This is a genomic window from Klebsiella sp. EMBS2024 (assembly GCF_036233805.1).
Lineage (GTDB): Bacteria > Pseudomonadota > Gammaproteobacteria > Enterobacterales > Enterobacteriaceae > Klebsiella > Klebsiella pneumoniae.
The window spans coordinates 1,733,722-1,745,788 of record NZ_JAZARW010000001.1 but is presented as its reverse complement, the minus strand read 5'-3'; the positions used below and the strand labels follow the sequence as shown (position 1 = coordinate 1,745,788).

Here is a 12,067-nt window from a genome sequence, read left to right as displayed (position 1 = left end):
ATTATCCTGTGACTCTCTGCGGCGCAAAAAAATGTCCGGCGCCAGAAGACGCCAGACATGTTAGTCGTAATATGTCGCACGCCTGGCCCTTGCCGGGTGGCGCGCCCATCACAATGCACGCACGGCTTCCATCACCAGATAGCCGGTCGCGCCCCAGATAGCGACTGAGACCAGGGAAACATAAACCATTGCGCGAATACCTTTTTTAGACATAAGCCCTCCGAACGCAGGGGAAATAGAGTTCAGGCTATCATCGCCGGTACTACCTCTCTATTTACTCAACGGCAGGGCGACGGTAACAACGTTTTCGGTGAGAAAATGTTTCGCATTGAAAATAATTACGAGAGGCGTAAAGAAGTGCGAATTCCGGTGAAGATCTGGTGGGTAAAAGTATTATTTTTGGGCATTATGCTGACAAACCAGGAATAATCCCACGGATGAATTGCTGCATTATTAACCGAATTCAGTACGTTCTGATACATGAATTTTGTTGCGCAAGACGCCACTTTCTGCGGAAATAGCACAAGCAGAACACTGGTATTAACCGCTTGAAATCAGGAGGTTTTACCAGCGCCAGACCCCACCGCGCGCTGATGTGGTATACGGTTTGGCCTGTTTAGAATTATTGTTTACTTTCAAAAACTTAAATCTCCTGCTACTGTCAATAGACATCATAGCCTCCCCAGAGAGTGATATGCGTAGAGACGTTCTGTTATTACTGTGTTCATTTTATCTGTTACCTCTGGGCGCACATGCCGATGATAGCGGACTGAGCGCCAAAGATATTAAGACGTTGTTTTTCGGTCACGATGACCGCAAAGCGGTGAACCGCCCCGAGGAGAGTCCGTGGGACGCGATTGGCCAGCTGGAAACCGCCAGCGGCAATCTGTGTACGGCGACGCTCATCTCTCCGCATCTGGCGCTGACCGCGGGCCACTGTCTGTTAACGCCCCCGCGCGGCAAGCCGGACAAAGCGGTCGCCCTGCGCTTTATTTCCCGCAAGGGCAACTGGGTCTATGAGATCCACGGCATTGACGGGCGAGTCGATCCCAGCTTAGGCAGACGCCTGAAAGCCGATGGCGACGGCTGGATTGTCCCTTCCGCTGCGGCGCCGTCCGATTTTGGCCTGATCGTGCTGCGCTATGCTCCGTCTGGCATTACGCCGATCCCGCTCTTTCCGGGCAGCAAGGCCGATCTCACCGCCGCGCTGAAGGCGGCGGACCGTAAAGTTACCCAGTCTGGCTATCCTGAAGATCATCTCGATAATCTTTACAGCCACCAGGATTGCATCGTGACAGGGTGGGCGCAAACCAGCGTACTGTCGCATCAGTGTGACACCCTGCCTGGCGACAGCGGCTCGCCGCTGCTGCTGAAAACGGAGGACGGCTGGCAGGTGATCGCCGTGCAGAGTTCGGCCCCCGGCCCGCAGGATCGCTGGCGGGCGGACAATCGCGCCATTGCGGTGACTGGCTTTCGCGATAAGCTGGAGGCGCTTGCCGGTGAGTAATGGACCGAGGCCGGTGAAGAATATCATTATTGACATCGTCCTGGCGGAAATGATTTTCCGCCAGCCGAAAGCAGTGAACCTGCGCAGCCCTCAGCGTCACCTGACACAATTACAGCGGGGCAAGGCGTGAAGGAAGTTTCCGTTTGCCGCCTGGCTTTGCAGGCGGCGAGACGTCAGGCGAGTTTAATTAACACCATGCCGGCTACCAGCAGGATAACCCCCGCCCAGCCTTTGTTATTCAGACGCTGACCAAACAGCACCCAGCCGGCGGCGATGGTCGCCGCGATACCGAAGCCGCCCCACAGCGCATAGGCGACCGAGAGATCGATCCCTTTAACCGCCTGCGACAGGGCGCTGAACGCGCCCAATACTGCCGCCAGGGACAGGATGCCGTAGATCTTGCGGCGGAAGCCGTCGGAAAACTTCAAAAAGACGTTGGCAATAATTTCCAGCACAATGGCGATTGCCAGCCAGGCGGCGTGGATCCACTCAAACTGCTGCATGGGCCACCTCCTGCTTGGAAGACGCTTTTTTCTGGGTTCCGGACTTAATTAAGACGATCCCTATCACCAGGGTGGTCAAGCCGGCTATTTTCAGCAGGGACAGACTCTCATCAAACAGCAGCACGCTGAACAGGGTAATCAGTAAAATACCGATCCCTTCCCACAACGCATAGGCCACACCGAGGGCAATCTTTTTAACCGCAAAGGCAAGAAAAATATATGACAGGGCAATCATGGCCAGCATTAAAATAAAGCCGGTGTGCCCGCCGCTCACGCTTGCCCATTTCATAGACAAGGTGCCGGTAATTTCAGCAATAATTGCTAAAGCTAATAAAATCCAATAAAACATGATCCCTTCTCCTGCTTGAGAATATAATCCATTACCGTTTACGCGAGACGTAAACAGGAAAATTTCTGACGTAGATATCGCTGTGCGCTTGGCGCCAGCTCAGGCAGAAAGAAGGTGACTATAGCGCCGAATGCCAGTGCTGTTCGCCGGCAAAACGGGAAAAAGTGAGGGATACTGCGGGGTGATTTAAAATATACATCCTGAACTGATTGTCCATAAAATTACAATTATCCGCGGTGTTGCTTCTCGTCCGGTGCGGATGAAAATTGTCCTCAGTAGTTAAACACAGGTAGATTTGTAGCATAGTGCTACATTTAATTCAAAGACTTTGCAATTCTTTACGCCGCGGTTTTTCTTCAATGCGTTTGTTCTGCAAAAAAGCGTCATTATGCTAATGTAACGCAACCTGTTAATAGGCAAGGAAGTTTGAGGTCGGGATCCTATGGCTAAACCCATTATTACACTTAACGGATTAAAGATGGTCATCATGTTGGGCATGCTGGTGATCATCCTTACCGGCATTCGCTTTGCGGCGGACATAATCGTCCCGTTTATCCTGGCGCTTTTTCTGGCGGTGATCATCAATCCTCTGGTCCAGCTCCTGGTCCGCTGCCGGGTGCCGCGCGTGCTGGCGATCTCGCTACTGATTGGCCTGATTGTTATGTTAGCCATTGTGCTGCTGGCCTCGCTGGGGACCTCGCTCAACGAGCTGGCGCGCACCCTGCCGCAGTATCGCAACTATCTTTATGAGCCGATGCAAACCATCGCGCCCTGGCTGCAGCGTATGGGATTCACCGTTTCGGTGGTCGAGCTCAATAAGTACATCGACCCTAACGCCGTAATGACCCTGGTCACCAGCCTGCTCACTCAGCTGTCGAATGCCATGTCCTCTATTTTTCTGCTGCTGCTGACGGTGGTGTTTATGCTGCTGGAGGTGCCGCAGCTTCCCGCTAAGCTGCAGCAGTTAATGTCCAGACCAGTAGAAGGCATGGGCGCCATCCAGCGGGCCATCGACAGCGTATCGCATTATCTGGTGCTGAAAACTGCGATAAGCCTGATCACCGGCCTGGTGGTCTGGGGCATGCTGGTGCTGCTGGATGTGCGCTTCGCCTTTATGTGGGGGCTACTGGCCTTCGCGCTTAACTATATTCCCAATATCGGTTCCGTGCTGGCGGCAATTCCGCCGATCCTGCAGGTGCTGGTGTTCGGTGGTCTGTACGAGGCGCTGGTAGTGCTGGCCGGCTACCTGATCGTCAACCTGGTATTCGGCAATATTCTCGAACCTCGTATCATGGGGCGCGGGCTGGGCCTCTCGACGCTGGTGGTATTCCTGTCCTTAATCTTCTGGGGATGGTTGCTGGGTCCGGTTGGCATGCTGCTCTCGGTGCCGTTGACGATTATCGTCAAAATTGCCCTCGAGCAGACCAGCGGCGGGCAGAGTATCGCTTTCTTATTAAGCGATGTCAGTAAACAGTAGTCCTTCCGCAGGCCGGCGCTTCGCCGGCCTGCTCCCTGCCCTACACTCTCTCCGTAGACCACTACGCCTTATGGATTATTGATCCGCATCACAAACGTTGCGGCGGAATCGTTACTCTGATGCTAACGATCGGCCACCGCGCTTAATTGATGCTCATAGCCTCGCGTCGCACACTAATCTCCACCAGGACAAACAAAACGATTTGTCGAATCAGGAGGTTATTAATGAATGCCGAACAAACGACGGGGCGGGTCTGGAACCGTCGCCGAACGGAAAAACAGCGGCGGCTGGCCGAGGCGAACATGCCAGGTAAGGTCATCCCGACTGACCAGTTGGTCAGCGTACTGGAAAACCTGCTCGCCCCCGGCGACCGGGTTGTGCTGGAAGGCAACAACCAGAAACAGGCCGATTTCCTCTCGCGCATGCTGGCGGAAGTTAATCCGCAAAAAATTCACGACCTGCATATGATTATGCCCAGCGTCGGGCGCAGCGAGCATCTGGACCTGTTTGAAAAAGGTATTGCCCGCAAGCTGGATTTCTCTTTCTCCGGCACCCAGAGCCTGCGCATTTCGCAACTACTGGAAGATGGCCTGCTCGAAATCGGCGCCATCCACACCTATATCGAACTCTACTCGCGCCTGTACGTCGATCTGTCGCCAAACGTCGCGCTGATTGCCGGCTATAAAGCTGACCGCAAAGGCAACCTGTATACCGGACCGAGTACCGAAGATACCCCGGCGCTGGTGGAAGCCGCCGCCTTCCACGACGGCATTGTGATAGCCCAGGTCAACGAACTGGTGGACGACGAATGCGATCTGCCGCGCGTCGATATTCCCGGCTCGTGGATCGATTACGTGGTGGTTGCCGACAAGCCGTTTTTTATCGAACCGCTCTTCACCCGCGATCCGCGCCTGATTAAGCAAGAACACATACTGATGGCGATGATGGCGATCAAGGGCATCTATGCGGAACATCAGGTGCAGTCGCTTAACCACGGTATCGGCTTTAATACCGCCGCCATCGAGTTGCTGTTGCCGACCTATGGCGAGCAGCTCGGCCTGAAAGGCAAAATCTGTAAACACTGGACCCTGAATCCGCATCCAACCTTAATCCCGGCCATCGAGAGCGGCTGGGTGGAGAGCGTGCACTGCTTCGGCGGCGAACTGGGNATGGAAGAGTACATCCGCGCCCGCCCGGATATCTTCTTTACCGGCCCGGATGGCTCGATGCGCTCTAACCGCGCCTTCTGCCAGCTGGCGGGCCAGTACGCGGTAGATATGTTCATTGGTTCAACCCTGCAGGTGGATGGTCTGGCTAACTCCTCGACCGTCACCCGCGGCCGTCTTTCCGGCTTCGGCGGCGCGCCGAACATGGGCCACGACCCGCACGGTCGCCGCCACGCCACCCCGGCATGGCTCAATATGATCACCGAGCCGGACCCGATGCAGCGCGGGAAAAAGCTGGTGGTGCAGATGGTCGAAACCTTCCAGGCCGGCGTGAAACCAACCTTCGTTGAGACGCTGGATGCAGTTGAGGTGGCGAAAACCTCCGGCATGCCGCTGGCGCCGGTAATGATTTATGGTGATGACGTCACCCACGTCCTGACCGAAGAGGGTATCGCCTACCTGTACCGTGCGGAGAGCCTTGAAGAGCGCCGGGCGATGGTCGCCGCGGTGGCCGGGATCACCGATATCGGCCTTGGTGTGGACGCCAAACGCGTCGCCGCGCTGCGTCAGAGCGGCAAAGTGGTCTACCCGGAAGATCTCGGGATTCGCCGCAGCGATGCCACCCGCTCCCTGCTGGCCGCCGGCAGCGTCGCCGACCTGGTGGAGTGGTCCGACGGACTGTATAACCCACCGGCAAAATTCCGGAGCTGGTAATGAAAAATCTCTCCTCCCTGCACGCAGAAAGCCGCGTCAGCTGGCTGGCGCATACCGCCAGCGCCTGTCTGATTGACGAAGCCCGTCTGAGCCCGAAACCGGGTCTGGTGGATAGCCGCGGCAACGGCGCGCATCAGGACCTGAATCTGGCGCTGATGGAGCGCTCTGCCCGCAGCCTGCAGCCCACCTTTCACGCGCTGGCAGAGCAAAGCTGGCGTCGCCCGGCGGACATTGCGCTGCGCGAAACCGTCGGCCGCCTTGGTCGCGAAGGCGAAGCGCAGATGATGCTGGCGACGGGGGGGGTTAACACCCACCGCGGCGCTATCTGGGCGCTAGGCCTGCTGGTCAGCGCGGTGGCGATGTTGGGTGGAGAGNGTCAGTCACAGGCGATCGCCGACGCCGCCGCCGCCCTCGCCCGCCTGCCCGACGGCTTCGCGCCGAAAAGCTTTAGTAAAGGGCTTCGCGCCAGCCGCCGCTGGCAGGTGCCAGGCGCCCGCGAGGAAGCGCAGTGTGGTTTCCCGCATATCACCCGCCTGGCGCTGCCGCAACTACAGCAAAGCCGGGCGCGAGGCGCCAGTGAGCCGCAGGCGCAGCTTGATGCGCTGATGGCCATCATGACCTCGCTGAGCGATACCTGCGTGCTGTCGCGCGCCGGTATGGCCGGGCTGCAGGCCATGCAGCAAGGCGCTTGCGAGGTGCTGGCGGCTGGCGGTTGCGCCAGTTTCGCCGGGCGCGCCGCCCTGGCCCGCCTGGANNCNNNNATGCTGGCGCTAAACGCCTCGCCGGGAGGCGCCGCCGATCTCCTTGCCGCCACCCTGTTTCTCGACAGAGTTGCTGGCTAACGCATTCAGAGGATGTTATGGAACAGATTACATTGTCATTTCCTGCCAGCCGCGCCCTGAGCGGCCGAGCGCTGGCAGGAGTCGTGGGTTCAGGCGATATGGAAGTACTTTATACCGCCGCACAGAGCGCCACGCTCAACGTACAGATCACCACCTCAGTGGATAACAGCCAGGCGCGCTGGCAGGCGCTGTTCGACAGGCTGAACCTGATCAACGGCCTGCCCGCCGGGCAGTTGATTATCCACGACTTCGGCGCCACGCCGGGCGTCGCCCGTATTCGTATTGAACAGGTTTTTGAGGAGGCCGCTCATGCGTAACGATCGCAGCTTTATCGAACTGCGCGCTCGCGAACGCGCCCACGCTCTGCTGGACGACGGCAGCTACCGCGAACTGCTGGATCCGTTTGAAGGCATTATGTCGCCGTGGCTCGGCGCCCAGGGCATCGTCCCGCAGTCCGACGACGGTATGGTGGTCGCCAAAGGCACGATCAACGGCCAGCCTGCGGTGGTGATTGCCATCGAGGGCACCTTCCAGGGAGGCAGTATGGGCGAAGTGTCCGGCGCCAAAATGGCCGCCGCGCTGGAGCTGGCGGCGGAAGATAACCGCAACGGTATCCCGACGCAGGCGGTGCTGTGCCTCGAAACCGGCGGCGTACGTCTGCAGGAGGCCAACCTCGGTCTGGCCGCCATCGCTGATATTCACGCGGCGATTGTCGATCTGCGCCGCTACACCCCAGTGGTCGGCATCATCGCCGGCACCGTCGGCTGCTTTGGCGGTATGTCTATCGCCGCCGCGCTGTGCAGTTACCTTATCGTCACTCGTGAAGCCCGTCTCGGCCTCAACGGCCCGCAGGTTATCGAGCAGGAAGCCGGCATTGAAGAGTACGACTCCCGCAACCGGCCGTTTATCTGGAGCATGACCGGCGGCGAAATTCGCGCCGCCAGCGGGCTGGTAGACGCGCTGGTTAACGATGGCGTTAACGCCGTTAAAACCGCAATGAATGAGGCGATCGCCAAAGGCGTACCGGTACAGCACCGAAGCGACAACTATGACGATTATCTGCGTCGCTTGAGCCAGTTCGACACCCGCCAGCAGGCGGATACCGCGCAGATTAAACAGCTTTTTGCCCGGGAGGATAAATAATGAGTCAGTTCCCAAACCGCGCCGCGCTGTGGCTGAACAAACTGGCGCCCGACGCGCCGCTGATGAGCGGCCTGTGCCCTTCCGTCCAGGTGGCAGACGGCCAGATTAATGGCGAAAACGTGCGTTTTATCGCCGTGGTCCCGGATGCTAACAACCACTACCCGCGCGCCGCCGCCGGCGAAGTCGGCCTGCTGGAAGGCTGGACGCTGGCGAAAGTGGTTAATGAAACCATTGCCGCCGACGCCGACCAGCCAGTCAAACGGCCGATCGTCGCCGTGATCGATGTGCCAAGCCAGGCCTATGGCCGCCGCGAAGAAGCTTTCGGCATTCACCAGGCGCTGGCCGGGGCGGCTGGCGCTTATGCCAAAGCCCGTTTGGCCGGCCACCCGGTAATTGGCCTGATCGTCGGCAAAGCGATGTCCGGGGCGTTTCTGGCCCACGGCTACCAGGCCAACCGCCTGATCGCCTTTAACGATAGCGGCGTGCTGGTCCACGCGATGGGTAAAGCGTCGGCGGCGCGCATTACGCTGCGTACCGTAGAGGCGCTGGAGAAACTGGCGGCTACCATTCCGCCAATGGCCTACGACGTCAGCAACTACGCTACGCTCGGCCTGCTCTCCGCCCTGCTTGATATCAACCATCCGGATGCGCCAGACGAAGGCGATCTGTCACTGGTCAGCCGTACCCTGCGCGACGCCATCGCTGACGCGCGCACCGATACCTCACTGAAGTGCCGCCTGGGCGCGGAAAACCGCCGCAGCTCGCAACTGGTTCGCGATCGCATGCGCGCCAGCTGGTAAGACGTTCGTACGTAAGTAGTAGAAGAAAACCTGCCGGAAGCCGTCCCCCGGAGCGCGTAATAACCGCGCCGGGTAGGGACGGCTTTTAGAAAAAATAACAATCGCGCCAGTACTCTATCTTATTTACAGGTGATTTATGACTTATGTGATTATTCATGCTCTTGCCCCGATTTTCGTTATCATGCTGCTGGGCTTCTGGGCCGGTAAGGCCGGGATGGTAGATAACAAAAACGTCTCGCTGCTTAATATTTTTGTAATGGATTTTGCCTTACCCGCCACGCTGTTTAGCGCGACGGTACAAACGCCGTGGGCCGGTATCGTCGCCCAGTCGCCGTTGGTGCTGGTGTTGACCGGCGCGATGTGGATCACCTATGCCGCGATCTACTTCCTCGCCACCAGCGTGTTCAAACGCACGCCGCAGGATGCCGCGGTGCTGACCCTCACCGTCGCCCTGCCAAACTATGCCGCGTTAGGTCTGCCGATCCTCGGCAGCGTACTGGGTGAAGGCGCGTCAACCTCACTGTCGGTAGCGGTCTCTATCGCCTGCGGCTCGGTGCTGATGACCCCGTTCTGCCTGCTGATTCTGGAACGTGAAAAAGCCCGCGCCGCGGGAGAAAACAGCGGTTCTACGCTGGCGATGCTGCCGGTGCTGATGTGGCGTTCGGTGAAAAAACCGATCGTCTGGGGCCCGCTGCTTGGGGTGGTGCTTTCCGCGATCGGCATTAAAATGCCGGACCTGCTGCTGGCGTCGATCAAACCGCTGGGCCTGGCTGCCACCGCCGCCGCGCTGTTCCTCACCGGGGTGATCCTGTCGGCGCGTAAACTGCAGCTCAATGCACTGATCGCTACATCAACCATCGTGAAACTGCTGGTGCAGCCGTTTATTGCCTGGGGTCTGGTGATGTTACTTGGGTTGCACGGTTCCATTGCCATTACCGCGATCCTGATGATAGCCCTGGCCGCCGGCTTCTTCGGCGTGGTCTTCGGCAACCGCTTCGGCGTACAGTCTCCGGATGCTGAAGCCGTGCTGCTGTTGAGCTCGGTTCTGTGTATCCTGTCGCTACCGCTGTTTATCTCTTTGACTTCAGGACTGTAAACCATGTCAGCAACGCCGCGTCCCCACGATTTAGTTTGGTTAAACCACGCCAGCGCCCTGGAAGACATTGCCGAGCCGTGGGTGGCTCAGCAGTGGCGAGCCGCGCTGCCGGTGGTGGTGAGGCGCGACGTTGACGACCAGGCCCGCGTCCCGGTTGGGGTGCGGGGCATGAAGCGCGAGCAGCGCGCCGCCGGCTGGGTACAGGCGCGCAATATCGTGCGCAGCGTCACCCCGGAGATGCTTGTCGAGCGCGAAGCATTACTCTGCTCGCCGTTTGTCTCGCAGCCGCCGGTCCAGGGGGCTATCGCCCTCACCTTACACCGTTGGCCCTGGGGCTGGGGCGTCACCGGCAGTACCGGCTACGCGCTGGCAACCGAGATCCCGGTGCTGCATGCGGCCAGCGATCTGGATCTGCTGATCCGCGCGCCACAGCCGCTGGACCGCGAGGCGCTGCTGGAATGGCAGACCCGGGTGGCCCAACTCCCATGCCGCGCTGATACCCAGGTCGAAACGCCGTACGGCGCCTTCGCCCTTAATGAATGGCTGCGCGACGGGCGCGCGCTGCTGAAAACGTCCCGCGGCGCGCGCTTAACCGCGACGCCGTGGCACAGGGAGGAATAATGAAGATTTTATTTACCTTTCCCGGTCAGGGCGGCCAGCGTCCCGGCATGCTGGCGATGATCCCCGATCGCGAGGCAATCCTCACCCAGGCGCGCGCCGTGCTGGGGGATGAAGTCGATACCCTCGATAGCGCCGATGCGCTACAACACACCCGTGCGGTCCAGCTCTGTCTGCTGATCGCCGGTGTCGCCTGGGCGCGCGAGCTACAGCGTCAGGGCGTGGATCCGCAGATGGTCAGCGGCCTCTCTATCGGCGCGTTTCCGGCCGCGGTGATTGCCGGCGCGCTCGATTTCGCCAGCGCGTTGCGGCTGGTGGCCCTGCGCGGGGACTTAATGGAACAGGCGTATCCTGAAGGTTACGGACTGACGGCGATTATGGGCCTGACCCGCCCGCGGGTTGAGGCGCTGATGCAGGGCCACGAGGTTTATCTCGCCAACCTGAACGCCGAAACGCAGTTCGTGATTGCGGGCCGTGATGAGGCAATGGCCGAGGTGGCGCAGCTGGCGCTGCGGGCTGGCGCCAGTAAAGCCCAGCGGCTGGCGGTCAGCGTGCCGTCGCACTGCGCGCTGCTGGATAAACCCGCCGCTGAGCTGGCGAAAGCTTTTGCCGGCGCCAGCTTAAGGCGCCCACGGTGCGCCTATTTAAGCGGCTCGACGGCGCGCGTGCTGTGGGATCCGCAGCGGATCGCCGACGATCTGGCGATGAACATGGCGCGCCCGGTCCACTGGCAGGAGGCGATGGTCGCCGCCGATGAGCGCGATGCGCGCTTAGCCATTGAGATGCCCCCCGGGGGGGTGCTCACCTGCCTGACCCGCCAGGCGGGCTGGCGCGGGGAGACCATTGCGCTGGAGCGCAGCGGCCTGGACGTCGCCCGCCATCTGGCGCAGCGGCTTAGCGATTAATACTGCGGGCGTACATCCGTCCTTCCGCCGCCAGCGCCAGCAGGTCGGCATCGCGTTCGCGATGGTGCGAATAGACGATAGAGATCAGCTGGCGCATCTGGTAGGGTTCCGCCAGCTTTAGCAGCTGTACATCCTTCTCATACACTTTCTTCATCCGCCCCGGCAGCAGGGCAAAACCGACGCCAGCCTGCACCAGGCTTATCATCGAAAAGATATCATTCACCCGGGTGACGATCTCCGGCTCGAAGCCGGCGATATGGAATGCTTCCCGGAATCCGGCATAGGTGGCGAACCCCTCCGCCAGCGAAACAAACTTGCGGTCGGCGTAATCGCGCAGATCGGCGAGCCGTGAGGCATCCAGCCGTTCAGTCGCCGGGGCGGCGAGAAAAATATCGTCCTCAAACAGCGGCACCACGTCGAAAGCGGTATTATTGAACTCCCCTTCGTTGGTGGCGATCAGGATGGCATCGAGGGCATCGTCTTCCAGCATATCCAGCAGCATCTGATTTGAACCCATCGTCAGGTCCAGCTCCAGCTCCGGGCGACGCAGCTTCATCCCCATAATGATGCGCGGAACGGTTTCCAGGGTCAGAGAATAGAGGGTACCGATGCGCAACCGCCCCTGACCGACGCCTGCAACCTTGCGCGTCGCCTCGAGCCCGCGGTTCATCAGACTTATCACATCCTGGCAGTATTCAAGCAGCGTCCACGCCGCCTGCAGCGGCAGCAGGTTGCGCCCTTTATGGACAAACAGCGGGCAGCCCACCCCCTCTTCCAGTGTATGCAGCGCGCGGTGAACGCTGACGCTGCTGAGTTTCATCGCTTCGGCGGTTCTGGCGATATTACCTTTCGCCATAAACATCATAAAGACCGACAGCTTGCGGAAGGTGATCTCCTGGTTAATATCCTCTTGCATGGCCCTTCCACACTCCTGGTTTAATTTTCTT

Annotated in this window: 14 protein-coding genes; 11 read left to right on the top strand and 3 right to left on the bottom strand. The window is 59.4% G+C overall.

Annotation, left to right across the window (positions count from 1 at the left end; all coding sequences use genetic code 11):
- The first annotated feature begins 694 nt into the window (after nt 1–694).
- Nucleotides 695–1,507: a trypsin-like serine peptidase gene (locus tag VZP09_RS07800; protein ID WP_002903687.1), complete on the top strand. Its 813-nt coding sequence runs from the start codon at nt 695–697 to the stop codon at nt 1,505–1,507.
- 13 nt (nt 1,508–1,520) lie between these two features.
- Entirely contained in the window at nt 1,521–1,637 is a 117-nt protein-coding gene (locus VZP09_RS07795; RefSeq protein ID WP_004224649.1) for a hypothetical protein, read from the top strand.
- Between the two features lie 43 nt (nt 1,638–1,680).
- Here VZP09_RS07795 and kpnF read toward each other — a convergent pair whose 3' ends face one another.
- Complete coding sequence (gene kpnF, locus VZP09_RS07790; RefSeq protein WP_002903683.1) at nt 1,681–2,010, bottom strand: multidrug efflux SMR transporter subunit KpnF; 330 nt, start codon at nt 2,008–2,010, stop codon at nt 1,681–1,683.
- The gene (kpnE, locus tag VZP09_RS07785) at nt 1,997–2,359 is read right to left on the bottom strand and encodes a multidrug efflux SMR transporter subunit KpnE (protein WP_002903681.1); all 363 of its coding nucleotides are present in this window, start codon (nt 2,357–2,359) and stop codon (nt 1,997–1,999) included. The genes kpnF and kpnE overlap by 14 nt, the downstream gene beginning before the upstream one ends.
- A 442-nt stretch (nt 2,360–2,801) precedes the next feature.
- Here kpnE and VZP09_RS07780 point away from each other — a divergent pair, with 442 nt between their 5' ends.
- The 9 genes from VZP09_RS07780 to mdcH all read left to right on the top strand — a co-directional run bounded on the left by VZP09_RS07780 (nt 2,802) and on the right by mdcH (nt 11,120).
- Complete coding sequence (locus VZP09_RS07780; RefSeq protein ID WP_002903679.1) at nt 2,802–3,836, top strand: AI-2E family transporter; 1,035 nt, start codon at nt 2,802–2,804, stop codon at nt 3,834–3,836.
- Nucleotides 3,837–4,060: 224 nt separating this feature from the next.
- Entirely contained in the window at nt 4,061–5,716 is a 1,656-nt protein-coding gene (gene mdcA, locus VZP09_RS07775) for a malonate decarboxylase subunit alpha (RefSeq protein WP_004176297.1), read from the top strand.
- Nucleotides 5,716–6,558 carry a triphosphoribosyl-dephospho-CoA synthase gene (locus tag VZP09_RS07770; RefSeq protein ID WP_328795020.1) on the top strand — a complete coding sequence of 281 codons (843 nt, stop codon included), beginning with the start codon at nt 5,716–5,718 and terminating at the stop codon, nt 6,556–6,558. The genes mdcA and VZP09_RS07770 overlap by 1 nt, the downstream gene beginning before the upstream one ends.
- A 17-nt stretch (nt 6,559–6,575) precedes the next feature.
- Nucleotides 6,576–6,875: a malonate decarboxylase acyl carrier protein gene (mdcC, locus tag VZP09_RS07765; protein WP_004143106.1), complete on the top strand. Its 300-nt coding sequence runs from the start codon at nt 6,576–6,578 to the stop codon at nt 6,873–6,875.
- On the top strand, nt 6,868–7,701 hold the full coding sequence (locus tag VZP09_RS07760; RefSeq protein ID WP_032105170.1) for a biotin-independent malonate decarboxylase subunit beta: 834 nt from the start codon (nt 6,868–6,870) through the stop codon (nt 7,699–7,701). Before mdcC ends, VZP09_RS07760 begins: the two co-directional genes overlap by 8 nt.
- Entirely contained in the window at nt 7,701–8,501 is an 801-nt protein-coding gene (gene mdcE / locus VZP09_RS07755) for a biotin-independent malonate decarboxylase subunit gamma (RefSeq protein ID WP_032447538.1), read from the top strand. Before VZP09_RS07760 ends, mdcE begins: the two co-directional genes overlap by 1 nt.
- 136 nt (nt 8,502–8,637) lie before the next feature.
- Complete coding sequence (locus tag VZP09_RS07750) at nt 8,638–9,597, top strand: AEC family transporter (RefSeq protein ID WP_004148291.1); 960 nt, start codon at nt 8,638–8,640, stop codon at nt 9,595–9,597.
- Nucleotides 9,598–9,600: 3 nt separating this feature from the next.
- Entirely contained in the window at nt 9,601–10,218 is a 618-nt protein-coding gene (locus VZP09_RS07745; protein ID WP_004183919.1) for a malonate decarboxylase holo-ACP synthase, read from the top strand.
- Entirely contained in the window at nt 10,218–11,120 is a 903-nt protein-coding gene (gene mdcH / locus VZP09_RS07740) for a malonate decarboxylase subunit epsilon (RefSeq protein ID WP_015874762.1), read from the top strand. The genes VZP09_RS07745 and mdcH overlap by 1 nt, the downstream gene beginning before the upstream one ends.
- Here mdcH and VZP09_RS07735 read toward each other — a convergent pair.
- Complete coding sequence (locus tag VZP09_RS07735; RefSeq protein WP_002903632.1) at nt 11,110–12,036, bottom strand: LysR family transcriptional regulator; 927 nt, start codon at nt 12,034–12,036, stop codon at nt 11,110–11,112. The two genes, mdcH and VZP09_RS07735, sit on opposite strands and share 11 nt — an antisense overlap.
- Nucleotides 12,037–12,067: the final 31 nt, after the last annotated feature.

Bases quoted from the DNA above. Each gene is read 5' to 3' on its own strand.
- VZP09_RS07800 (WP_002903687.1), top strand. From the start codon at position 695: ATGCGTAGAGACGTTCTGTTATTACTGTGTTCATTTTATCTGTTACCT.
- kpnF (WP_002903683.1), bottom strand. From the start codon at position 2,010: ATGCAGCAGTTTGAGTGGATCCACGCCGCCTGGCTGGCAATCGCCATT.
- kpnE (WP_002903681.1), bottom strand. From the start codon at position 2,359: ATGTTTTATTGGATTTTATTAGCTTTAGCAATTATTGCTGAAATTACC.
- VZP09_RS07780 (WP_002903679.1), top strand. From the start codon at position 2,802: ATGGCTAAACCCATTATTACACTTAACGGATTAAAGATGGTCATCATG.
- mdcC (WP_004143106.1), top strand. From the start codon at position 6,576: ATGGAACAGATTACATTGTCATTTCCTGCCAGCCGCGCCCTGAGCGGC.
- VZP09_RS07760 (WP_032105170.1), top strand. From the start codon at position 6,868: ATGCGTAACGATCGCAGCTTTATCGAACTGCGCGCTCGCGAACGCGCC.
- mdcE (WP_032447538.1), top strand. From the start codon at position 7,701: ATGAGTCAGTTCCCAAACCGCGCCGCGCTGTGGCTGAACAAACTGGCG.
- VZP09_RS07750 (WP_004148291.1), top strand. From the start codon at position 8,638: ATGACTTATGTGATTATTCATGCTCTTGCCCCGATTTTCGTTATCATG.
- VZP09_RS07745 (WP_004183919.1), top strand. From the start codon at position 9,601: ATGTCAGCAACGCCGCGTCCCCACGATTTAGTTTGGTTAAACCACGCC.
- mdcH (WP_015874762.1), top strand. From the start codon at position 10,218: ATGAAGATTTTATTTACCTTTCCCGGTCAGGGCGGCCAGCGTCCCGGC.
- VZP09_RS07735 (WP_002903632.1), bottom strand. From the start codon at position 12,036: ATGCAAGAGGATATTAACCAGGAGATCACCTTCCGCAAGCTGTCGGTC.